17 protein-coding genes and 1 other annotated feature are annotated in these 25,037 nt (G+C 45.2%); of the genes, 3 read left to right on the forward strand and 14 right to left on the reverse strand.

What is annotated here, in order from left to right:
* The first annotated feature begins 130 nt into the window (after window positions 1–130).
* A complete protein-coding gene (locus ACLTWA_RS08010) occupies window positions 131–1,462 on the forward strand; it encodes an HD domain-containing phosphohydrolase (protein ID WP_412327098.1) in 1,332 nt (443 codons plus the stop codon).
* 53 nt (window positions 1,463–1,515) lie between these two features.
* Here the strand turns inward: ACLTWA_RS08010 and tyrS are convergent, their stop codons facing one another.
* A complete protein-coding gene (gene tyrS, locus ACLTWA_RS08015) occupies window positions 1,516–2,739 on the reverse strand; it encodes a tyrosine--tRNA ligase (protein ID WP_412327099.1) in 1,224 nt (407 codons plus the stop codon).
* Between the two features lie 39 nt (window positions 2,740–2,778).
* Window positions 2,779–3,034 (reverse strand) — a binding site (T-box leader).
* Window positions 3,035–3,111: 77 nt separating this feature from the next.
* A complete protein-coding gene (locus ACLTWA_RS08020; protein WP_412327100.1) occupies window positions 3,112–9,141 on the reverse strand; it encodes a fibronectin type III domain-containing protein in 6,030 nt (2,009 codons plus the stop codon).
* Between the two features lie 356 nt (window positions 9,142–9,497).
* Here ACLTWA_RS08020 and ACLTWA_RS08025 point away from each other — a divergent pair, with 356 nt between their 5' ends.
* Window positions 9,498–10,040 carry a beta-class carbonic anhydrase gene (locus tag ACLTWA_RS08025; RefSeq protein ID WP_412327101.1) on the forward strand — a complete coding sequence of 181 codons (543 nt, stop codon included), beginning with the start codon at window positions 9,498–9,500 and terminating at the stop codon, window positions 10,038–10,040.
* A gap of 56 nt (window positions 10,041–10,096) precedes the next feature.
* Here ACLTWA_RS08025 and ACLTWA_RS08030 read toward each other — a convergent pair whose 3' ends face one another.
* From ACLTWA_RS08030 to ACLTWA_RS08055, 6 genes are all read right to left on the reverse strand, one after another.
* Entirely contained in the window at window positions 10,097–10,402 is a 306-nt protein-coding gene (locus tag ACLTWA_RS08030; RefSeq protein WP_412327102.1) for a DUF3892 domain-containing protein, read from the reverse strand.
* Between the two features lie 227 nt (window positions 10,403–10,629).
* Window positions 10,630–10,761: an OadG-related small transporter subunit gene (locus ACLTWA_RS08035; protein WP_412327103.1), complete on the reverse strand. Its 132-nt coding sequence runs from the start codon at window positions 10,759–10,761 to the stop codon at window positions 10,630–10,632.
* Between the two features lie 61 nt (window positions 10,762–10,822).
* The gene (locus ACLTWA_RS08040; protein ID WP_412327104.1) at window positions 10,823–11,941 is read right to left on the reverse strand and encodes a sodium ion-translocating decarboxylase subunit beta; all 1,119 of its coding nucleotides are present in this window, start codon (window positions 11,939–11,941) and stop codon (window positions 10,823–10,825) included.
* Between the two features lie 35 nt (window positions 11,942–11,976).
* Window positions 11,977–13,353: a CitMHS family transporter gene (locus tag ACLTWA_RS08045; RefSeq protein WP_412327105.1), complete on the reverse strand. Its 1,377-nt coding sequence runs from the start codon at window positions 13,351–13,353 to the stop codon at window positions 11,977–11,979.
* A gap of 203 nt (window positions 13,354–13,556) precedes the next feature.
* Complete coding sequence (locus ACLTWA_RS08050; RefSeq protein WP_412327106.1) at window positions 13,557–16,196, reverse strand: calcium-translocating P-type ATPase, PMCA-type; 2,640 nt, start codon at window positions 16,194–16,196, stop codon at window positions 13,557–13,559.
* Window positions 16,197–16,291: 95 nt separating this feature from the next.
* Window positions 16,292–18,469, reverse strand: coding sequence for an ATP-binding protein (locus ACLTWA_RS08055; protein WP_412327107.1), 2,178 nt, complete (start codon window positions 18,467–18,469; stop codon window positions 16,292–16,294).
* Window positions 18,470–18,581: 112 nt separating this feature from the next.
* Between ACLTWA_RS08055 and ACLTWA_RS08060 the strand changes: the two genes are divergently transcribed.
* On the forward strand, window positions 18,582–19,268 hold the full coding sequence (locus ACLTWA_RS08060) for a response regulator transcription factor (protein WP_412327108.1): 687 nt from the start codon (window positions 18,582–18,584) through the stop codon (window positions 19,266–19,268).
* Between the two features lie 43 nt (window positions 19,269–19,311).
* Here ACLTWA_RS08060 and citG read toward each other — a convergent pair whose 3' ends face one another.
* The 6 genes from citG to ACLTWA_RS08090 all read right to left on the reverse strand — a co-directional run bounded on the left by citG (window position 19,312) and on the right by ACLTWA_RS08090 (window position 25,002).
* Complete coding sequence (gene citG / locus ACLTWA_RS08065; RefSeq protein ID WP_412327109.1) at window positions 19,312–20,202, reverse strand: triphosphoribosyl-dephospho-CoA synthase CitG; 891 nt, start codon at window positions 20,200–20,202, stop codon at window positions 19,312–19,314.
* A gap of 3 nt (window positions 20,203–20,205) precedes the next feature.
* Window positions 20,206–21,768 carry a citrate lyase subunit alpha gene (gene citF / locus ACLTWA_RS08070; RefSeq protein ID WP_412327110.1) on the reverse strand — a complete coding sequence of 521 codons (1,563 nt, stop codon included), beginning with the start codon at window positions 21,766–21,768 and terminating at the stop codon, window positions 20,206–20,208.
* Between the two features lies 1 nt (window position 21,769).
* Window positions 21,770–22,669 (reverse strand): aldolase/citrate lyase family protein, encoded by a 900-nt coding sequence (locus ACLTWA_RS08075; protein ID WP_412327111.1) that lies wholly within the window; start codon window positions 22,667–22,669, stop codon window positions 21,770–21,772.
* On the reverse strand, window positions 22,669–22,968 hold the full coding sequence (gene citD / locus ACLTWA_RS08080; protein WP_412327112.1) for a citrate lyase acyl carrier protein: 300 nt from the start codon (window positions 22,966–22,968) through the stop codon (window positions 22,669–22,671). The genes ACLTWA_RS08075 and citD overlap by 1 nt, the downstream gene beginning before the upstream one ends.
* A gap of 164 nt (window positions 22,969–23,132) precedes the next feature.
* The gene (gene citX, locus ACLTWA_RS08085) at window positions 23,133–23,672 is read right to left on the reverse strand and encodes a citrate lyase holo-[acyl-carrier protein] synthase (protein ID WP_412327113.1); all 540 of its coding nucleotides are present in this window, start codon (window positions 23,670–23,672) and stop codon (window positions 23,133–23,135) included.
* Window positions 23,629–25,002, reverse strand: coding sequence for an MATE family efflux transporter (locus ACLTWA_RS08090; RefSeq protein ID WP_412327114.1), 1,374 nt, complete (start codon window positions 25,000–25,002; stop codon window positions 23,629–23,631). Before ACLTWA_RS08090 ends, citX begins: the two co-directional genes overlap by 44 nt.
* Between the last annotated feature and the right edge of the window lie 35 nt (window positions 25,003–25,037).

Here is a 25,037-nt window from a genome sequence, read left to right on the forward strand (position 1 = left end):
CCATTATTCTCAACCGTTTTCCAAAGGACAGCTTTGAAAACCAGACGCTTTTGAGCGTTTATTTTCCTTTCCATATAATGTACAATATGGTAAACTATTGGTAGAGCAATCATTCATAGGAGGAACCTGCATGCAAATGCAATATACCCAAATTATAAATAACGAAAGCGTTTTGGGAATCATTCGCCGCTTTTGCAGTTATATAGATACAAGACTTACAGAACATGGCACGCACGTGGCCTACATTATTTACCGGATGATCCGGAAAAGCGGCCAGTATACCGAAGAAGAACTTCGTAATATCTGTTTCACCGCCCAGCTTCATGACATCGGAGCCTTTAAGACAGAAGAAGTTTCAAGAATGCTGCAGTTTGAAACCAAAGATGTCTGGAACCATTCCTTCTACGGATATTTATTTATCCATTATTTCTCCCCACTAAGAAAGTTTGCGCCGGCAGTCCTGCTTCATCATATCGGATGGAGCTTATTAAAAAAGCAGGATTACATAAGCAGGGAACTAAAGGACCTGGCCCAGCTCATCCACATAGCTGACCGGATCGATGTTTCCATGTCTCTGGAAAACAGGACCTGGCAGGAAACACTTCACATGCTGAACAACGGGAAGGACATTACATTTGCCCCCCATATCTTAGAGCTTGCCGCAGATTTGGATTTTCAGGGTTCCATCGATGATGCCTGGAGACATGACCCCGAATATTCGGATTTTTTATGCAGAATTCCTCTTTCCGGAGAAGAGATTACCGGGTATTTAAAGATGCTCGTCTTTATCATTGATTTCCGAAGCCACTACACCGTAACACATACCATAACCACCACCAGCATCAGCTATGAGCTTGGAAAACTTCTATCTTTAGATGAAAAACAGCTGAATCTGGTTCTTTGCGGTGCTCTGCTCCATGACCTGGGAAAAATTGCCATTCCCGTTGAGATTTTAGAATTCCCGGGCAGATTAGCGGATAAGGAAATGGCAATTATGCGGACTCACGTAGACTTAACAGAAGAAATATTCGGAGGTATGATCGATGAAGCCATTGCGCGCATTTCCCTTCGCCATCACGAAAAGTTAAACGGCACCGGATACCCAAAGGGCCTGACTGCCAAAGATCTGACAACCGAAGAACGTCTGGTTGCCATCGCGGATATTATCAGTGCCCTTACCGGGATAAGAAGCTATAAAGATGCCTTTTCCACAGACCGGATCTGCACCATACTCCTGAATATGAAAAAAGAAGGGTTTCTGGATTCCCATATCGTGGATATGGCAGTCCTTAATCTGGACAGGATCCTTGAAACCACCGCAGACCGGTGCCGTCCTGTCCTGAACATCTATGAAAAGTTCCGGAAGGAATACGATCAGTTTTTAAGGCTGCGCTCCAGCAGCGAAAAAATCAGCTACGCCATTTCTATCCAAAAGCCTCAGCCGCCTTCCTTCTGGCCCTAAAAAAGGGCTGGTGCAAACGTCGGTTCCACCGATTTGCACCAGCCCTTTTCTATTTATTTTACAAATACTTTCACAAATTTTTTCTTTCCGCGCTTTACTACAACTCCTTCGCCGGATAACTGCTCCTTTGTAAAAAGGGCCTTCACATCGGTTATCCCTTCTCCGTCAACAGTAACACCGCCCTGCTCCACATTGCGTCTTGCCTCAGAACGGGTAGGTGCCAGACCGGATTTCTGTAACATGGTCAGGATATCCACATTTCCATCTGTAAAATCAGATTCTTCCAGCTCGCAGGCTGGCATGTCAGCCGCATTTCCTCCGGTAAAGAGTTCTTTCGCACTCTTCAGTGACTTTTGCGCTTCTTCCTCTCCATGCACCAGCTTTGTCAGCTCATATGCAAGGATTTCTTTTGCCTGATTGAGCTGGCTGCCTTCCCAGCGTTCCATCTCATTGATCTGCTCAAGAGGCAAAAAGGTAAGCATACGCAGACACTTGAGTACATCGGCATCCGCCACATTTCTCCAGTACTGGAAAAAGTCGAACGGGGAAGTCTTTTCCGGGTCAAGCCATACGGCACCGGACTGGGTCTTTCCCATCTTCTTGCCTTCGGAATTCAACAAAAGGGTGATGGTCATGGCATGGGCATCCTTGCCTAACTTGCGGCGGATCAGCTCCGTACCGCCAAGCATGTTGCTCCACTGGTCATCTCCGCCAAACTGCATGTTACAGCCGTAGCGTCTGAACAGCTCATAGAAGTCATAGCTCTGCATGATCATATAGTTAAATTCCAGAAAGCTGAGCCCTTTTTCCATACGCTGCTTGTAGCATTCTGCTGTCAGCATGCGGTTTACGGAAAAGTGAGGGCCAACCTCCCGGAGCAGTTCCACATAATTGAGCTCCATCAGCCAGTCGGCGTTATTTACCATAAGCGCCCTGCCTTCAGAAAAATCAATGAAACGGCTCATCTGCTTTTTGAAGCAGTCACAGTTATGCTGAATCATCTCCACCGTCATCATCTGACGCATATCACTTCTGCCCGATGGATCACCAACCATTCCGGTTCCTCCTCCGATCAGGGCGATGGGCTTGTTTCCTGCCTCCTGCAGGCGCTTCATCAGACACAGTGCCATGAAATGTCCAACATGAAGGCTGTCAGCCGTAGGATCAAAGCCAATATAGAATACGGCTTTTCCTTCGTTGACCATCTTGCTTATCTCTTCTTCATTCGTGACCTGGGCGATCAATCCCCTGGCTTTCAGTTCTTCGTAAATCGTCATAACAATTCTCCTTTTAAATACAAATAAGCCCCGTCCTTTCAAAAGGACGAGGCTAAAATCTCGTGTTACCACCTTAAGTTCATAAACAGCTCACACTGCTTACCTTTTTGAGTACCTGATCCGATACTCTAGCACAATAACGGGTGCAGGAATCCGTCACAGCCTACTGGGCGCTCCGCCGTTGGGTGTGAAGCTCAAAGATGTATTCACAATCCGCTTTCCACGCGCCTCTCATCGACCGGCTGCTTTCTGTGTGGTCCATCGCACTGCTACTTGTTCTTATCAACGCTTTTAATGGTATATGAAGTTATTGATTAGTATATGGATTTTTTTTAAGTTTGTCAAGGGCATTTTAAACATCTCTGTACTCTTTTATTTTATCCATGCCCCCGTTTCATTGACTCTGTAACCATCCGGTGTGACCGTATTCATCAGACATGCTCCGCTCTGGTCCAGATAATACCAGTGGCCTTTTACATAGATCCAGCCAACTGCCATGGAACCATCCTTGTGCATATAATACCAGTTTCCATCGGATAAGACCCACTCTGTTTTCATGGCTCCGCCAGGGTCCATATAGTACCAGATTCCATTGATCTTATTCCAGCCGGTGGTCATATATCCGTCCTGACCAAAATAGTACCATATGCCGCTGACCATGGCCCAGTCTTCCTTCATAAAGGTGCCATCCGGCTTTTGGAAGCGCCAGCCTGCCAAATCTTTGTTCCAGGCTCCTTTTGTCTCCCTGGAATGAGCCTTGTTGCCATAGTCTCTGTCAGAATCGGAATCAGACCCGGAATTCTTTCCCTGATCCACCGGTTCCGGCTCTGGTTCTGGTTCCGGTTTTGGTTCCGGTTCTGGTTCTGGTTCCGGTTCTGGTTCCGGTTCCGGTTCTGGTTCCGGAGCCGGATTATCTTTGCCGGGAAGGATTCCACCGGCACCTGCTTCTGCAATGACACTTCCCTTTGCAGGGCGCAGGAAATCACCAAATACGATTTTTCCGTCAACCCGGAAAAAGCAGTCGGCCGGGTCCAGAGATACAAAGTTTTCCGGCCCAACGGCGTTGGCGCCGTTCTGGTAAAAATAATTATTTTCCGAAACCTTTGCAGCAATTTTATCATCATATACTTTGTGTAAGGAGGCGCTGTAGGCTTTTGAACGGAAGGAAACATTATTCCTTGCGGTGCCGTCCGCCGTCAGTTCTCCGTTGGCATCCGTTTTATACGGACTTGGACGCATAATAAAGTTGAAACGGACATTATCAAAGGAGGTGTTATTTTCAATGATCAATTCCCCAGGATTAAAATTATCCGTAATGCCGTCAAGGTTGTTATGGAATGCAATGCTGTTTCTTAGAACATGAGGCACTTCCCTGCCCTCACCGCCCATTTTAAAGCCGTTGTTTCCATTATTATAGGCCACACAGTTTTCAATGATGGTTCTTCCGTTTGGCCCATCAGCCAGAGTGTTGTAGGTATCCCAGCCGTCATCTGCATTGTCATGGGAGACACAGTTCAAAAACCGGTTGTCGTCTCCGGAACCGGACTTGGCTGCAAATCCGTCCGCATTGATTTTGGAACCGTCAACATTGTCAAAAGATTCACAGTTCTCAACCAGATTATAAGACGGCCATAAGGACCTGCTTCCTCTCTTCTTTGTGATCGTAAGGCCTGCATCGCTGGAAGTGTTATGGATCAGTGAATCCTTAAACACATTGTGGCTGCCATGGATCATTACGCCTCTGCTTCCTTCCACCTTTTCTCCATCCACATCAAGTCCCGACACATCCCAGTAATCAGAATCCAGTACAAATATCTTGCCGCTTCCTGTGATCCTCACTGCTCCCTGTGCTTTTAAGGCTTTTCTTGCTTCTTTATTTCCTGATGAAGTCAGAGGAATCGTCACCGCATCATAGGTTCCCTCTGCCATATAGATGGTTCCTCCCGGAACCAGGCGGCTTACTGCCGACTCCACAGACATGGGTTCCTCTTTGGTCCCTGCTGCCGCATCCGTTCCTTTTGGAGAAACATATAAGTCCTTTCCGTAGCTTTCCTTTTGGACCTTTAAGGTCTGCACCTTCTCCTTACCGGCGTCCGCACCTTCAAAAGGAATAAAACGCAGCTCAAATTCAGCTTCCTCTCCCTCAATCACAGCCGGATAAGAAAATTGTACGCCTCCGGTAACCGGTTCCCCGGAAGCTATCATCTTTCCGTTCTGGCTGACCGACATGGTGCCTGACTGATTGGTCAGTGCCTGCACGGTATAGGATGAACTGTTTGTATACGCTGCGGAAGCCACATTTAAAGAAGCTCCTTCGCTGTCCGGTGCCACATAAGCCGGCGTTTCATCCGGGTCTATCACATCACTTAGATCCAGAGAAATATTCTTTACCGACATTCTGGCATTTCTGGCTGCGAAAAATCCCACATACATGGTTTCCCGATCGAGATGAGCCACGATATTGGGTGTTACATTTTTATCCGCAAAGGTATAGGACGTAACGGCCTTTCCTTCCTCGTCCAGATGAGACAGGAAAAATCCTTCATCCGTCCGCTCCAGCCTTAATTTCATCTGGGTTCCGTAATAGTTGGAAGTAAAGGGTGCATCCGAAGGCGCATATTTTTTATCTGCCTTGGAAACCGATTTTTCAAAGGTTGCCGTGGTCTTAACTGATTTTAAATTTCCTGCCGGACTGTTGACTCCGTAGCGGGCAGCGGCCAGAAGATTTAAATCTGCATTTAAGGACTTGGAGGCTGCCTGAATGCTGAGCATGACCATATTGGACGCCGCTGGATATTCTTCATATCCCTCCTCTAACGGATTCTTTCTCGGACTTCCGTTCACATCACGGACCATAAGACCTGCCCCCTCCTGCAAATTGGCCTTAGACCCTTCCTCCGGTCCTAACTGTTCCACGGTAACATCTGCGGTCAGAGAGAAATTCTTACTGGCAGGAACCTCTGTGTAATAGAAGGTCAGCCCGTCATGTCCCGCCTGTAATTTTCCGCCTCTGGATTCCAGCACCACATCCTGGACCGGCTTTCCTTCCAGGTTCAGAGGAATATCCGTTCCTATGGGCCAGGTATCATTGGTTCCCACCTTATCCGGAAGTATGTTGGACTTGAAATTCAAATCTGTAGACTGGCCAAATGCAGAGGATTTCCAAAGCTGTTCTCCTTTTGACCCATCCCAGACAATCTCCGGTCCGCTGTTGGTCCAGTGGAATGGCCCGGTTCCGTTTAACGCCTTTCCCCAGCTGTCTGCAGCTTCTACCCGGAATGTATGGGCAGTATTTAAATCAAGTCCTGTCACATCGTAAAACAATTCCTTAGTGGTATAAGCATCGTTTACGTGATTGAAATAATCCCCCTCGGCTTTATAAACCGGCTTTCCGTCTACATAAATACGGTAACCATATATGCCGGATTCATCCGCAGGCTCCTTCCAGGTCAGTCGGATGGTTTCGCCGCGCCTTGCAGCCTTTAACCCATGATCCCCCCAGACAGGGGCATGAAAATCGTATTTTTTTATGGTTTTTACAGTTGCCTCCTCGTAAGCAAAGCTATCATCCGTATCTGTAAATGCTTCTAAAACCACTTCACTTTCATCCTCCAGCATCCGTCCTATGGTCATTGACAGATCTTCTGCCTCCGGCTTTTCAAACTGATAATTATATACCGTATCCACCAGTTCCCCATCCACATAGGCACGGTAACCGCGAACTCTCGGTTCAAAAGCCTTTGCCGATTGAAACCTGGCCGTTCCCCAGGTATACCCGATTCCAGAGAAAGTCACCTTACTGTTTGAAGGCTCCTTTAAGTTTATGGATTCTCCAGAAGACGTAGTAAACTCAAAGCGGGGACCGGCAATCTTATTTCCCGGCTCATCCACCGCATATACCACAAACACATAATCAGTTCCGGAGGAAAGACCGGTAAGCTCTATAGAGGCAGCAGGAACCGGCTTCGTCACATCAATCAGCTCATCATTTCGATAAGTCTCAACAATATACCCGGAGACTTTACCGCTGCCGGATATCTGTTCTCCGTCCTTAGCAGCAGGCCATTTTAAAGTAACACGGTGCTCTCCCCCGGCTCTTATGGCCTCTGATGCGCTGGCAGCCGTTAAAACCTCCTCCGGCCACACAGGTTTTGCCATGGAATTATAGGAGTTGACGGACTGGGTGGTAGTTCCTGTAAATCTTAGATCATTGCTGAACTTTATGATTCCCCAGGCTTTATACTCCGAAGCAGAAGCATCCTCCTCCTTCTTTTCAATTCCCTTCCAGTTCATGACCACATTGTGAAATGTCACATTGGACGCTCCCACGATATTCTCCGATTTCTTTGCCAGAGCCTTGTTAATGTTCGTAAAGGTAATATCCTGAAAATAAAGATTGTGGTGGGTGTGCCACGTTTTATGAGGTTTTTCATAATCAACGTCTGCCACAATGTCAATGGTATTCTTGGAAATGGTATCTGCAGTAATATTGTAAGCGCTGATATCATAGAATTCCGCCGGCTTATCTGCCGGTTCCACTGTGGTGGACTGGTTGACATCGCTGTAGGTGGTGTTAAATGTAAACACCTTATCCGCATTTCCTACCGCACAGTCACGGATTAAGACATTGTTCACACCTCCTCCGTTTACGGGTGCACTCTTAAAGCGGAAAGGCATATCACTGTGATTTAATACATTGTCTTCCACCAGCATGTCACTGATCCCGGCTCCGGTATGGCTTCCCGCCGCGATTGCACCTCCATGGCATTCCCTGAAAAAGTTATTAAAGGTCCAGATTCCGCTTGACGGCTTTTGTTCCGTATCCTGTACACCTTTTCCCATTCCGGTCGCAAAATTGACGGCATCATCTCCCGTATCAAAAAAATTATTATAGACCATGGCATTCTGTGTGTTTCCAAGCTCAATGCCGTCTGCATTGTTTGCATCGTATGTAATATACTTGACATTTTCCGAGACCACATTTTCACTGTCTAAAACTGCAATGGTATGCATAGCCGGATTTTCCGCTGTGATCCCTTCAATATAAACACCGTTCACATTCCGAAGGACAATCAGATTGGGTCTGGTGGAATACGCTGCAGTCTCATTCAATCCTTTTCTGATTCCATTGTCATACGCGCTTTTCGCCAGGATTCCCAAATCCATTTTGTCGTTCTTTGATCTGCCCACCCAGCGTTTTAGTCCATACTTCCTTAACCCCTCCTCATTCCAGTCAGGATCACCGTCCTTTCTCTGCTGATAGTAAGGCTCATAGCCGTCTCCGCTCACCTCTTTTCCGGCACCGTACTTCCATCCATTTCCGTAAACCGTTCCTTTTCCCACAATACGGATATTTTCAAATCCCCCATTTTCATCTGCACTGTAGGTATTGATCAGCGCCCAGGACCTGGTATCTGTGGAATAGGGATAGAGAAGGTAATTCTGGTCATAATGGCTGACATCCGGTGATCCAAAAAGAACGGCTCCTTCTTCCAGTTCCAGAGTCATATGACTCTTTAGATACAAGGCTCCGGACATGTATATCCCTTTTGGTATCACTACCTTACCGCCCTCGCTGCAATCATCAATGGCAGCCTGGATGGCTCTGGTATTCCTGACCACAAAAGCCGCCGCTTCCTCATCAAGGGATGTGTAGCCCTTTTCCACCGGCTCAGCCCCATAGTCCTTGATATGAAATACCTCCGGTGCTGCTTTCGTGGAACAGCCAATAGAGACCCGGTCTCCCAATTCGTTCCCCTCTGCGTCAACAGCCACCACGGAGAAATCATAACTGGTTTCCGGCAACAGCCCTTCTGCCCGGAATGTATGAATATCCACGTTTACCATATCCACGGACCGATTCTCATAGTAGTCATAAAATGCCTTCATATAAGTATCCGCCCAATCCGCATGTTCTGCAAAATTACTTCGCGCATCTCCGATTTTCTCCCCATCCCGATACACATTGTAATTTGCAACTTCCTCATAATTTTCCGGTTTGTCCCAAACCAGAGTGACCGAAGTATCGTCGCAGGCAAGCGCAGGAATTCTCAGACCGGTCACCTCCCAGCTTCCCTCCGATTTTTTAAACCTTGGTTCGGTCTCCGGCAAGCCCATGGCTTCTGACGGTGTTGCAGGATTTTCCAAAGACACCTGTGCCTCTGATGATGTGGCCACGTCTTCTGACCTAAAGCTGTCAGCCTCTGATGGCGTCGCCTCCGGTCCAGGAATTGTTACCGGCATTCCGCTTGCATTTGACGGAGTCGCAGGCTTTTCCTCAGCCTGCCCAAAGGAAAACTCCGCATAAGCAATTCCCCCTTCTGGCACTAAAAACGGCAGCAGCATGGAAGCCGTCAGAGCCAGGGCCAGGGCCTTTTTACATCGTTTCCAGTTAACTCTCATTATGGTTCCCTCCCAAATAATAGTGAAAGCGCTTACAGACTCATTTTACATTCTGTTTCCCAAGATTTCAACCAAAGTTTACAATATGCTTAATATTTGTTAATTATATATATAATTATTTGTATTATTTTACTATTATCTTTTGTAAAATAAAATATTCGTAATATATATTATCCATATTATTTGGATTATTTTCGTCATGTTTTTATGCATATTGTTGGTTAATCGCTTACATCATTTACGTTTTATACGTTGGAATTCTTTTCCTAGCTAAACAATCTTTAAGACAGCCGTCCGGTTTCCGTTAAGATTTACTTATTATGATAAAACCAATTCAATTATCATGGAGGTAGACTATGATTGAGGAAATCTTAAAGTATAATGACACGTTTGTTAACAGCGGCTTTTATAAGCACTTCGCTTCCAACAAATACCCCAAAAAAAGACTGGCTCTCATTACCTGCATGGATACCAGACTGGTAGAGCTTCTCCCTGCTGCCCTGGGTCTGCACAGCGGAGATGTGAAACTGATAAAAACAGCAGGCAGTATGATTATAAATCCTTTTGACAGTACCATACGAAGCCTTCTGATCGCGATCCTGGAATTCGGAGTGGAGGAAGTCATGGTCATCGGCCATACAGACTGCTTATCTGCCACGATTTCATCAGAAACCATTATCACCCATCTGATCCAGCGTGGAATCGAGCGGGATACCATACAAAAGCTTAAGGAAGAGGGGTTTGATCTGGATTCCTGGCTTCAGGGTATGGACAGCATAAAAACAGCCGTAAGACAGTCAGTCACTTTACTGAAGACCCATCCCCTCATTCCGGATAATGTGATAATCCAGGGGTTCCTTATGGATATATCCTGCGGCAGGCTCTCTCCAGTCTCTTAACTCAAAAAGGCCCAATCCCCGGCAGGGGATCGGACCTTTTTGATTCTGTTTTAAATTCAATTGCTGATGGATGGTAAATTGCTTAAATTATTACTTTCACTGCCATCCGGTAAGGACTTCAAATACTCATTGCCGTTTCTGGAAGCTACTCCCACGCCTTCGATACCACCCTGCTTTGCCAGCTGCACGCCTTCTTCTTTATCTAGCACCGTTCCATCTGACAGCTTGTATCCGGTAACACGTCCGCTTTCCTTCACCAATGCAACGATTTGTTTTGCATCGGCCTTGGGTACCGGAATATCATCCAATGCCATCATAGGCAGATTGTTTGCCATAGATGGCTCTTTATTATCTGGCATCATCGTTACCTCCCGCATTATTTTAATGGTAATAATACTTCTTTTCCTGAATGTCTGCTTTCTTGATTCCTTATATCCTCTCAATCCTAGTGTCTCTTTTCTGTCTCAAAATATGCAAGACAAAAAACCGGTTTCTCTGCACAAGAAAAAACGGCAGAATGTCTTCCACCGTTTTTTCTTTAAACATTTTATTTTTAGGATTCTAATAAATAGACAGTCAGCTAATGTAATTAATTCTCTTTCTTTGGTGCAGTCAGCTTTAAAAGCAGCTGGGAAATACCGTAAAGTAAAATCATTACGACAAAAATACCACCCATGCCAATACCCATTAATTCTAATGCCTGAGTTACGATATCTGTCATTGTTACCTCCAATCCCCCCTTACGGGGCAGCACATTTCATTATTTATAAAGTTGCAATCAGTTACATGAAGAAGGATAGTAAAAGTCCGCCTGCCACTACAGATGCGATCTGTCCGGAGACGTTGGCACCGGCTGCATGCATCAGGATAAAGTTTGTAGGATCTTCCTTCGTTGCCATCTTCTGAATAACACGGCTGCTCATTGGGAAAGCGGAAATACCTGCTGCTCCGACCATAGGATTGATTTTTTCCTTACGGAAAACATTCAAGATCTTAGCAAAAATAACACCGCCTGCAGTATCAAATATAAAACCTAACAGACCAAATCCGATGATTAACAGCGTTTTAAGATTTAAAAATTCATCGGCAGTCATCTTTAATGAAATCGTAAGTCCAAGTAAAATACTGATAATATTTACCAATTCATTCTGTGCAGAAGCACTTAAACGGTCCAGAACGCCGCACTCACGTAACAGATTACCAAACATCAAAAATCCAATCAGAGGCAGTGACATGGGTGCTGTAAAACCTGCAACAAATGTAATTGCTAACGGGAATAAAATCTTGGCTGTTTTGGAAACGTCCTTTGGCTCATATTTCATATGAATCTGACGTTCCTTTTTTGTTGTCAGCGCTTTGATGACAGGCGGCTGTATGATCGGCACAAGAGCCATGTATGAATATGCCGCTACGGTAATCGGCCCTAACAGATTCGCTGCCAGTTTACCGGCTACAAAGATACTGGTAGGTCCGTCTGCTGCTGCGATAATACCCATAGAAGCAGCTTCCTGAAGAGATAAATTCGTCGTTAATACAATGACTATTACAACTGCAAAAATACCAAACTGTGCAGCAGCACCAAACAACATCATAAAAGGGTTCTGCAGCAATGGGCCAAAATCAATCATTGCTCCGATTCCGATAAAGATCAGAAGCGGGAATAATTCTGTTGAAATTCCGGCATCAAATAACACGTTAAGTACTCCTTCAGCTCCGGTACTTGATTGTGTAATAATACCGGACATGGGGAAGTTTACTAAAATAGTGCCCAGTCCCATGGGGACTAAAAGTGTCGGCTCATACTCTTTTTTGATACCCAGATACATTAGGGCGCAGCCGATCAACATCATCACTGCCTGCTGCCATGTAAACGAGAGTAGCCCTTCTAATAATATGCTCATGTTTCTCTCCAATCTCAATCTGCCTGTAATTACATTTAAAGAAATAGTGGACAAGCCCCGGTAATTGCGGCAACTGCGATAAATATTACGAAAATACCGCATGCCCATTTCGCGGATTCCTTCTGCCACTCGCCCATTTCAAGTCCTGTCATATTCAACAGCAGGTAAATGAATGCAACCAACGGGCTTAATAAATGGAATGCCTGTCCCAAAAGTGATGCTACCGTCATGTTCAGAGCCGTATAGCCATACTTTGCGCCTGCCTCAGCGAACACTGGTAAAATACCATAGTAGTAAGCATCATTTGATAAAAAGAAAGTACCGGGTGCGGAAACAACTGCAGTAACAAGACCCCACCATCTTCCAAGGGAAGCCGGCAGTGCACTTACCATGCTGTGTGCCAACGCATCACTCATACCTGTGCTTCCGAATAAACCGGAAAACATACCTGCACCAATCACCAGGATTACTACCTGTAACGCATCACCTGCATTATCCTGAATACGGTTTTTCTGATCCTTGATCTTTGTGTAGTTTACCATAAGACCGATAACTAATGCAACTAAAAATAAGAAAGAAGATGGAAGTTTATCCATAACAAGGAGTACAACGGTACCAATAGTCAGGATTGCGTTGAACCAGATCAGTTTTGGACGTTTTAATGCTTCCACTTCAGGGTCAGAATGTGTCGTCTGTGCTAACTCAGCTGCGGAAAGCTTCTGGATACCGACTCTTTTTCTTTCCTTCATGCCAAGGTAGAAAGCTACACCAAGCATGTAAATAATAGAAACAACCATACCTGGAGCGAGAGCCGAAAGAACCGGGCCGCCTTCCACTTCCATAACCGCCATGGCACGGGCGGTCGGTCCACCCCACGGAAGCAGGTTCATGATCGTGTTCATCAGGATTATCAAAACGCCCAGATAAAGCATCTTCATATTGAGCTTTTTGTAAATCGGGATAAAGGCAGTACAGCAAATCAGCGTGGTAGTTGTTCCATCACCGTTTAAAGAAACGGCAGCAGCTACAATTGCAGTTCCGATCAAAACCTTCACCGGGTCTCCGCCAGCAATGCGGATCACCGTGTTTACGACCGGATCAAAAAGCCCTGCATTCAGCATGATAGAAAAGAATAAAATAGCAAAAAGCAGCATGAATGCAGTTTTGGAACTCTTTACCAGTCCATCCTGGGACATCTTTCCAAGTGCAACGATCTGGTCCATAACAGACAAAGAGTCAGCAGCATCTTTTTCAAGATATTTGGCAATGGGTTCCTTCATTACTCCGGTGAGTACACCGATAATGGAAAACACCAGCGGGACACTGATCAGTGCCGTAAACGGGTGCAGCCTTTTGGTCATGACTAATCCAAGAAAAACGATTATCATGAGCCATGCTAAGATAGTAATCATATAAATGATCCCCCTTTTAATATAGATGCATAAGTATCATGTAACCATATTAACCGGGGATTCTTAAAGAGTAATGAAAACATACTTAAAAAATTGTAAGATTTAATAGTATTTTAAGACATTTATAATATTTACAAGCCAGGCACCCGATAATTTTTTTCATTAAGAGGATAATAAAGAGAATTTTATGATATAATTGCTCTCTATCTCCTCTTAATTAATTTTAATACTTCCATAATCGGAATGATTGAAACAGCTATAAGAACAGCAACTACATATTCTTTAAAAGAAATATATTCAAAAGAAAATGCTTCTCTTAAAAACGGTACATAGATGACGGCAGTGGTCAGTACAAATGACATGCACAGAGAAACATTTAAAAATACATTCTTTGTTTTCAGTCTGAAAACAGAATCGGTTCTGGACCGCATATTAAAGGAGTGGAACATCTCAAGCAGGGACAGGGCTAAGAATGCCATCGTCATACCATCTGCACTTTCAGCAATCTCCCATACTCCGCTTTCCATATAATGGCCTATAAAGTAAGCAGCTAAAGTAAGAATCGCAATTACGAAGCCCTGGAACACGGTCTCACCGCCAACACCATCAGAGAATATGCCGTCTTTTGGATTTCTCGGCGCTCTTTTCATAATATCCGATTCCTCTGCTTCCATACCAAGTCCAATGGCAGGAAAACAGTCTGTAATCAAATTGATCCATAATAAATGTACAGGCTTTAAGATGGTAAAACCTAAAAGGCTGGCAATAAATACGGAGATAACCTCTGCCAGATTGGAGGATAAAAGAAACTGAATCGCTTTTCTGATATTGTCATAGATGCGCCGTCCTTCAGCGACTGCAGACACTATGGTCGCAAAGTTATCATCAGCCAGAACCATATCCGCCACATCTTTTGTTACGTCAGTTCCTGTGATTCCCATACCAACACCGATATCCGCTTCTTTGATCGAAGGAGCATCGTTTACACCGTCGCCTGTCATTGCAGTTACCTTTGACAGCCTTTTCCATGTTTTAACAATGCGCACCTTGTGTTCCGGCTGCACCCTTGCATATACGGAATAATTCTGAATGGTTTTTAACAGCTCTTCATCGGAGATTTTAGAAAGCTCCCCGCCGGTTATGGCCATGCTTTCATTCTCCAGGATTCCAAGCTCTTTTGCGATTGCAACTGCGGTATCCTTGTGGTCTCCGGTGATCATGATGGGGCGGATTCCCGCTTCCTGACATTCTTTGATGGCAGCCTTCACTTCCGGACGTACCGGATCGATCATGCCGGAAAGACCTAAGTATACAAGATCCTGTTCCAGCACTTCCGGTTCATAAGAAGACGGTTCCTCATCCCAGCTTCTCATGGCTGCGCAAAGCACGCGAAGGGCCTTGTCTGCCATGGATTTATTCGCCCGAAGAATATCTTCCCGAATTTCTTCGGTCATCTCCACTTCCTTTCCGCCGATATAAGCCCTGGTACAGCGTTTCAGCACTTCATCCGGCGCACCTTTTGTAAACTGAACCAAAGTGTTGTCCTCTTTTTTATGAACGGTGGACATCATCTTTCTCATGGAATCAAAAGGAGCTTCTCCGATACGGACATAGCTTTTTTTCAATTCATTCTTTGAAAGACCGTTTTTAAACGCATCATTGACCAGTGCGCATTCAGTCGGCTCTCCCACCGCTTCTTTCCGGTCGGCGTCAAGCTCGGCATCCGAGCAAAGGGCCATGGCTGTCATAAGCATGGTCTCATGACCGGCGGCATGTTCTACCACCGTCATCTTATTTTGGGTAAGTGTTCCCGTCTTATCCGAGCAGATGATCTGAGTACAGCCAAGTGTCTCTACTGCTGTCAGCCTTCGGATGATGGCCTGCTTTTTGGACATCTTGGTCACACCGAGGGATAACAGGATCGTTACAACTGCTGCCAGACCTTCCGGAATCGCAGCTACCGCCAGGGAAACAGCGATCATAAAGGTATCAATCAGTTCCTCAAAATGGATTCCGTTACCGGAAAGTCCGACTCTGGTCAAATCAACGGCAAACATTACCCCGCAGATGACCAGTACCAAGATGGAAAGAATCTTTGATAACTGGTTCAGCTTGATCTGAAGAGGCGTTTCTTCGTCTTTGGCGGAATTTAAAGCGTCTGCAATATGGCCGATCTCTGTTTCCATTCCCGTATGGCAGACAACCGCTTTTCCTCTTCCATAAACAATGGTAGAACCGGTATATACCATGTTCTTCCGGTCGCCAAGTGGTACTTCTGCAGTTTTGCTGCCAACAACGGATTCAATCTTTGATACCGATAAGGATTCACCAGTCAGTGCCGCTTCCTCTACCTTTAAGCTGGCGGATTCCAAAACTCTTGCATCAGCCGGAACCGAATCTCCGGCTTCCAGCAGAATGATATCACCCGGAACAAGCTCTTCCGAACGTACCACCAGATGCCTGCCATGACGGATTACTTTAGAAGTGGCTGCTGCCATCTCCTGTAAAGATTTAATGGCGGATTCTGCCTTTGCTTCCTGGTATACTCCCAGAACCGCATTGATAATGACCACAAGTAAAATAATAACCGTATCAATCATGCTTTCCCCTGAATAAAGGGAGGTTGCACCGGAAACAAATGCCGCAGCAATCAGGATAATCGTCATAAAGTTTGTAAGTTCTTTTAAAAACTTATGAATCAGACTTTCTTTTTTTCCTTCTGTCAGCTTATTTAATCCATGCTTCGTTCGTCTCTCTTCGACCTGTGCGTCGGAAAGTCCCTGGTGCGATGTCTCCAACTGACGGAGTACATCTTCGGATTCCATTAAATATTCTTTTTGCATTTCTTTCTCCCATTGGAATTATTTGATGCTTTTTATAATATACTGTCTATCATAGGTTTCTGTCAATAAATACCATTTTATGTGTATAAATCCCACTAAATCTTTTCAATGCAATTCTTTACCGACTTTAAAATTGCGGAATCAGATACAGGTTTATCAATATAATCGTCGATGATCTTGCGCTGCTTGGCTTCCACGATCTCTTTCGTCACCCGGTCAGCCATGATAATGCGTATCAGCTCCGGGTAAGAGCCCTGAAGAGACATGCAGAAATCTGTTCCGCTCTTCCCTGCCACATACTGCTCGGTGACAACGGCATCCACTTCCTGTTCTTTTAAAGTTTTCCTGGCTTCTTCAAAATTCATACATGAAAAGACGGTCACTTTCAGCTTACCGAAACTTTTTTCCAAAAGCTTCAGCACTTTTGGATTATCGTCAATAATAAGAAGTCTTAAAGCTCCGTCAGTATCTGTTTCTAAGGTCTGGCTGACTTCCTGCTCCTTCTGCTCTATGACAGGCAGAAAGATATGGAACACACTTCCGGTTCCGGTGCTGCTTTCCGCAAAGATATGCCCTTTGTGGGAATGAATAATCTGTTCAACCAAAGACAGACCGAGGCCGGTTCCTGCCCCGTTTTTCTTGGTGGTAAAGAACGGGTCAAAGATCTGCTTTAAGATGTCTTCACTCATTCCTTCTCCATTATCCGAAATATCAATACGGATATAGGAGCTCCATTCTCCGGATACCGCCGACTGCTTCAACTGCTCCAGGTCATATGGATTTACATTACTTGCCCTGATCCGGATGGTTCCTTCCGAATGACCGATCGCATGTATGGCGTTGACACAGATATTTAAGATCACCTGATTCATCTGGGTTTCATTTCCCAGAAAACATTCTTCCGAAAGAATAATTTCTTCCTCTACATGAACATTTACCGGACATACTGAAATCACCATTTTCACCGCCCGGCGCAGCACCTTTGCCGCATTGATGGATTTGTAAGCAGTCTCCATATTCTTTCTGCTTAAAGAAGAAATCTGCTGAATGATTTCCTTTGCCTTTGCAGATGCTTCATAGATTTCCATAGCATTGTCATAGGTTTCGGAGTCATCGGGCAGCTCAACCATCAACAACTCCGCATACCCCATGATCGGAGTCAGCAGATTGTTGAATTCATGGGCGATTCCCCCCGTCATAGTACCCATGATCTGCAGCCTTTGCTGGTGAGCAATGGTTTCTTCGCTCTGATGCATCTCCTCCAGAATCTTGTTCAGCTCCAGCAGATAAGCGATTTCTTCCCGGTCTTTTCTTTTTTGAAGCCATAAAGCACCGATATAAAAGACCATTCCAAGCACCACTGCCACGATTCCCAAAGAGACAAGCCCTATTTTAAAGAATCCGGCCGCCACCGGTATATAAATATCATTATAATCGATCACCGCACTTACTACGAGAAAGCCTCCGCCTATAAAGGCAGGGGAAAAGGCGCTGATTTTTTTCACCTCCGGAACACCAGGGTCTGACCACCAGTAGGAATAATACTCTGCAACTCCCGTCTCTCCCCGGTTCTGCCTTTCAATCATCTTCTTTAGGCTGGTTAAATCCACTTCAGGGAACATCACCTGCCTGCCTGAAATAACATTAATTCCCCACTGGCTTTTCTGAGGGTGGACCAGAATGTTGCCATGGGAATCCTTTATGACCACGTACCCGTTGGTTCCCAGCCTGATGTTGGAAACAAGAGAATCGTAATAACTTTTTGTATTGATAACGATGGAAACAGAATTGCCATCCGGAAGATTTTTCTTTACCAGCAGATACATTTCCCCATTCTCCAGCTTACACTGGCGAAAGCTCATCTCATCATTGATGCCGGTGGTGGAATAGACCTGCTTCACGCCATATCCATGAAGGCTTTTTAATAATTTGCCGTTTTTGTCCTCTAAAATCGCATCGTAGACATAGCGGGTATGGTAGTTGACATATTCGGCCAGCACATTCCAGTTCTTTACACCGGTCCGTTCATAATTCGCATCTTCCATTGCACACAGGGAATTAATATCCTCCTGATATCCCTCAATAAATGCTTTTAAGTTGTCTCCCATGGTCTGAGTGGTCAGAAGCATCTGTTTTTTTTGATTATTTATAATTGCTTCTTTGTATTCTTTCCAGATGCTGAACACAAGACATGAAAATACAATCAGCACGGCCGTCATCACTAATGACATCAATGCTGCCTTATATTTCCTGATTTCCATTAAAATGTTCATGAATATCCCCTTGTTTGTCCATTCCTCATTGACTTGTCTCCAGGTTAATATTATAATCTTTTTAGAGTATTTTCGCTGTTTTTCTACAAAAATTTTAAATTTGGGGGAAGCTATGTCTGATAAAGTATTAATCGTGGATGATGATCCGGCTGTTTATAAGTTGTTAGAAAAAGTCATGCACAGCAACGATCTGGAAACCACTGTCGCAGACAGCGGCCTTGCGGCACTCAATTTACTGAAAAACCATTCCTATGATATCATCCTTATGGATATTATGCTAGGGGACATGGAAGGCTTTGAAGTCATCAAGCGCATTCGCAGCCAGGGCGACCAGACTCCTGTTATGATCGTCAGCGGGAGAAACGAAGATTACGATTCTCTTTACGGCCTGTCTCTTGGCGCTGATGATTACATTACAAAACCATTCCGTCCTCTGGTTCTTGGTGCCAAAGTCAAAGCCCTGATCCGGCGCAACAAAAATCAGGTACTTGACAGTTCTGAACTGATCGAATGCGGACCTTTTACCTATAACACTTCTACCATGCGTTTCTATAAGAATGGAGAAGAGATCGTTCTTTCCTCTAAGGAAAGCAGCCTGATGCTGTTATTTATCAAGCGGCCCAATCAGGTCTTTACTAAAGATATGATTTACGAGCACGTATGGGGAAACAGCATTGCCATAGACGATAACGCCATTATGGTATACATCAACCGCCTGCGCAGTAAAATCGAAAAAGACCGGCAGAAGCCGGTCCATATCGTAACAGTCAGAGGTCTGGGATACCGGTTTGTCCCATAGGCCTCTGGCCTTTTTTTGTTCTTTTCATCTCTTTTCGTTGCATTTAAAACCAGGCTGGCTCCCACATGATCCCGGCCAGAAATATGGTCACAGCCAGAAGATCTGCACAGCCTCCGGCACTGATATTCTTTCTTATAAAATCCTTATCCATCTGTTCCAAAATCGGAATGGCGTCATTCCGGTACGCACCTCCGGCTTTTAAAAACTCCTCCGCCACGGTCTGGACTTCTTTTAAGACTTTAGGATCATGCCTTGCGATAATGTTGGAATCATCCACCCGGCTCATGAGTACAAACAGGGTTTCCAGTTTCACCCGGTTCCAGTCCCTGCCCTTTTTAAGACCTTCTAACATAACCGGAAGGGAGATACTCCGCACGGAAAGATACCCGCTTATGGCCTCTCCTCTGGCGCCCATGGTGCCATATCTTTGCAGATTTTTTTCGCCGTTGCTGGTGAAATCACGCATCTCACCGACTTCCTTTAATAAGGTTTCCCGCACCATAGCCTGTTCCATTTCCATCAGACATTCTATGGTCACGGTCTTATAGTTCCCAATGCAGGCCCCCACAGCCGCACAGAGTATTCCCATATGAAAGATAAGTCCCTTGTGAGTATTTACACCTGCAGTAGCACCGTACATGGCTTTTTCCGCATCAAGTCCCAGTTTCCTGATATTTGCAAATATAAGCTCAGGATTTGCAGAATTTTTTATGCCTTCCATGGCCATCAAAGCAAAATATGGTTTTAGAGCGTCCGCACTCCGCTCAAAGGTGGATACATCCATATCCTTATGGGCACCATTGGAGCACAAATCCACCAGCCCCGGCTTGGGGGAGGCATAAACCTCCTCCAGCAGGGCCCGGTAAGCCAAACCGCCGAGGGCGGCAGCATGTTCAGTCTTTCTTTCCTGAGAGATGGCAGAACAGAATTGCATGTTTTATTCTCCTGCAAATTCAAACGTTTTTATTTTACGTACCACATCCATAATGGTTCCGTCACGGGATTCGATGATACCAACAACTTTATCTTCAAACTGTACACGTTCCGGCTCACCTACGATGGAATAAGCAATATCCCTTAACTCCTCAATGGTCTTGAAAGGCAGGTCCACATCCTTCATGGCTTCGATCAGATCCTGTCTCAGCGGATTGATGGCAATACCATAATCTGTAATCACCACATCAACCGATTCTCCAGGAGTGGTAACTGTAGTAACATCCGTACAGACTGCCGGAATCCTTCCCTGAAGAAGAGGAGAAATAACGATGGTACATTTTGCACCTGCTGCAGTATCCGGATGGCCTCCCTGGGCGCCGGTGATGACACCGTCAGATCCTACGACTACGTTACAGTTAAAATGAACATCAACCTCCAGAGCAGCAAGGATTACGTAATCCAGCTTGTTCACAACTGCTCCTTTATTGAATGGATCAGCATATTCCCCTGCACTGATACGGAAATGCTTTGGATGGATTACAGACTCTACTGCATTTAAGTCAAAATCCTGGGTATCCAGTAAAGCATCCACCTGTCCGTTCTCCAGAAGATCACACATGGGCTTTGTCAGTCCGCCCACGCCAAAACGCATGCGGATGTTTCTTTCCTTCATAATCTTTGCAAGTGAAATGGTAGACGCGATGGACGCGCCGCCCACACCTGTCTGATAAGAAAACCCGTCTTTAAAATAAGGTGCATTTACGACAAACTGGGTACAGTAATCCGCCATCATAAGCTTACGCATATCACTGGTCGGCTTTGCTGCTCCGGTTGCGATCTTATCCGGATTACCGATCTCGTCAACCACCACCACATAATCCACCTTTGTCATGGAAATGTGAGCCGGGAAGTTGGGAAATGGAACCAGGCAGTCGGTGACAGCAACTACCTTATCTGCATAATCTGCATCAACCATGGAGTATGAGAGTACCCCGCAGTCAGATTTTCCGCCGATCCCGCGGCAGTTCCCGTAATCATCACAGGTCGGAGCACCGATGAAAGCAATATCGATTCTCACTTCCCCGGATTCTATGGCACGGACTCTTCCGCCATGGGAACGCATGATTGCAAGCCCTTTTAACTTTCCTTCGGAAATGGCCTGGCCGATCTTTCCTCTTACACCGGAAGACTGGATCTCTACAATGGTTCCATCCTCAATCATTTCAACCAGCTTGTCATGGGCTTTTCCAAGGGAACTTGCGCAGATGGTAATGTCCTTAATGCCCATCTTATGGATTTCTTCCATAACCATGTTTACAACGTAATCGCCGTCTCGGAAGTGATGATGGAATCCCAAAGTCATGCCGTCTTTGATTCCGCATTTTACCAGCACATCGTGAATGCTGTCCACCAGCTTACTGCCATTGGAATTGATCACGCACTTTGTTACCGGGCCGTCTTTTTTATATTCATATCCATCAAAATGATGGCTTCCCATAAAGGGTTGTTTTCCTGTCTGTTGTAAGATTTCTTCCGGAATTTCTCTCCCTACTGCATTAATCATCTTATAAATCTCCTTTATACACGCCGGAGGCCTTAGCCAGCTCTATGGTTCTCTTCGCTCCGTCATAGAAAGCAATGTCGATCATCTTTCCGTCTACGGTAAATACACCGATTCCTTTTTCTTTCTTCTCGTCGATTTCCTTAACGACTTTTTCAGCAAATATAATATCTTTCTGGGTTGGTGTAAATATCTCATGGACAACCGGGATCTGACGCGGATTTATAATGGATTTGCCGTCAAAGCCCATCAGATGAATGGTTTCCACCTCTTTGCGGAAGCCTTCCATATCATCAAGATTAGTAAATACCGTATCAAAGCACTGAACCTTTGCCGCTCTTGCCGCAATGATCATGTTCTGTCTTGCTCCCATTAATTCCACACCGGTTCCGGTGATATGGGTCTGTAAGTCTTTGGTATAGTCTCCGCCGGATAATGCAATACCAAAAAGACGTTCGGAAGCCTCGCAGACATCAAGGGCCTTCATGACTCCTCTTGCAGATTCAATGGCTGCCATAATAAGCGTTCTGCCCACAGGAATATCAAAATCCTTCTCTGCAGCAATGATCTCTGCTTCTACTAAAAGAACCTCTTCCGGTCTTTCTGTCTTTGGAATACGGATGGCATCACAGCCGCCTGCAACTGCACAGCGGATATCCTCTTTCCAGTACTCCGTATCCAGTCCATTGATTCGGACCACCCGTTCGCAGCCTCTGTAATCAATTTCCTTTAATGCATGGTAAAGGGAAAATCTTGCTGCATCTTTCTGATTTTCCGCTACCGCATCCTCTAAATCCAGCATGATGGAATCCGGTTTATAAATATACGGGTCTTTCACCAGACCTGGTTTCTGGGCATTTAAAAACATCATGGTTCTTCTAAGCCGTTTCTTATTCGGATTCATTACTTTCCTGCGCCTCCCCAAAGATTATTTTCAAAATGGTCTGTGGAACGGCTCACTGCACACTCCACACGCGCCTTAATGGTGCAATCCAGGGCTCCCTTGTCAACAATGGCAATCTTTATATCTTTGATGCCTAAATTGTTAAGAGTCTCCATAACCACCTTGCGGATCTGGTTTCCATACTGGTTTATCACTGCACTTTCCAGTGAAAACTCGATCTTACCATCTCCCGGCTCTACAGTCACCTGACAGTCGCTGGACTCTAATGTACCGGCTATCGCTGGTCTTTTTATCTCCATTTTGCTTAAAGCCTCCCTTTTTTTTGTATGGTTTTATTTTAAATGCAGAATCTTAATCAGGGGAAAAAGGAACCTTAAAATTTGTTAAGACAGAAAGTGCTGCAAAATCAATGTTCTTATCTGACAACATCAATTTTACAGCACTCTCTTCTTGTTCCTTACTATTATGAGGTTCCCCGTGTTTCATTTTGCCACACCCTTATGATATCCTCCACACGTTTATATAATTCATCTACGGTATGGCTCCGGTTCCGTCCGCACACCTTTGCCTCCTTCCCGCAGAGAAGACACCGGCGCACCGGTGCACCAAAGGCTTCTCTGCAAAGCCCCCTTCCTTCCTTATCATATACATCAATATCAAAAAGTCTTCCTAATGGATGGGTCTCTTCTATATCGACCATGATCTTTTTTATAAAAGCGGGGTCCTTATGTTCTACCGCTAAAATTTTCAGACAGCCTTCCTTTTTTATGGCTTCAAGCTCTTCTTTTACTCCGATTCCCTGTCTGTTTAAGGATTCAGTCATTGCTTTTGCTCCAGCGTGAAACGCTTCAAGGATTTCCGGAGAACATTTTACGGGACCGGGGATATTCATTCCCAGAGCCACAATCACAGAGTCTTTTTCTTTCTTTTGAAGTTCCTCCTGCAACCGTACCTTTTCTTCACGGAAGCGAAGCATTTCTTCCAGGGTTACAAGTTCTTTCATACCGCTTCTCTCCTTCTTCTTTTCCTGATCTTTTTATCTTAATGGCCAGAGGAATCACCATCATGATCCATACCATGGGCTCTGCCGCAATAATACCGGAATAGTGAAAAACCGGGGTCAAAAACAGGGCGATCCCTACCTTTCCCACAAGCTCTATAAAGCTTGATACCACCGGAGTCTTATGGTCTCCGCAGCCTTGCAGGGCATTGCGGAAAATGGATATGGACGCAGCCACCATGTAAAAAAGAGAATTGATCCTTAAATAGGAAGACGCCGTATGCAAAACCCCCGGACTGTCCGATCCTGTAATCAGATGGATCAGAAACGGGGAAAGGGTATAGCTTAAAAGAATCATGGCCCCAGACCATATAAAGGTAATGGACAAAGCCTTGCGGATTCCCTGATAAATCCGCTCTCCCTTTCCTGCTCCCATATTCTGACTGCAAAACGTTGCCATGGTAATTCCCATGACCGAAAAGGGCAGCATAAAAAATTCCGTCATCTTTCTGGCAGCTGTATGAGCCACAATGATCTCCGTACCAAAGGTATTAATCACGCTCTGTAAGGACAAGGTTCCAAAGAACACCAGAGACATCATAAACGCCATGGAAAGTCCGGAAGAATAAAGCTCCCTGACCTCCTGCTTCGTAATATGAAAGTCCTCCAGACGAAAGCGGAACACCGGATACCGCTTTATCATATACCCAAGACATAAAAGCGCAGCGGCGGACTGGGAGATGACCGTTGCAAGTGCAGCCCCCGATACTCCCATGCGGAAGTTTAAAACAAAGAGAATTGCCAAAACAATATTGAGCAGACTGGAGCCCATGAGAAATAAAAGAGGAGCCGCCGTGTCTCCCACGGATCTCAAAATGTTGGCGCAGGCGTTATAAAGCATGGTCATGATCATTCCAAGTAAAATGATAAGGATATAGCTCCTTGCATCCGCCAGCAAATCATCCGGTACATTTAAAAGCTTTAAAAATACAGGCAGGCATCCCACGCAGACCAGTGTAAGAAAAAGGGAGGTCAGGGTTCCCAAAAGAAGGCACCCGGCGGAGTAGCGCCTGACCCCGTCTTTTTCTCCGGCCCCGTAGCTTTTTGCAGTCAGCAGTGCAAAGCCGCCGGTGAGACCTGATAAAAAGCCAATAAAAAGTGTGCTTATTGAAGTTGTAGCCCCTACAGCAGCCAGTGCTTTCTCTCCCAGTATACTGCCCACGATCCTGGTATCCGCCAGGCTGTAAAAAAGCTGGAACACATTGCCGAGAGTTACCGGAACGGCAAATTGAAGCATAACTTTAGCAGGATTTCCTTTTGTTAAGTCTTTCACGTTTCTTTCTCCATTTCGTACATTACTGCCTGAAC

The organism is Lacrimispora sp., from assembly GCF_046972725.1.
GTDB lineage: Bacteria > Bacillota > Clostridia > Lachnospirales > Lachnospiraceae > Lacrimispora.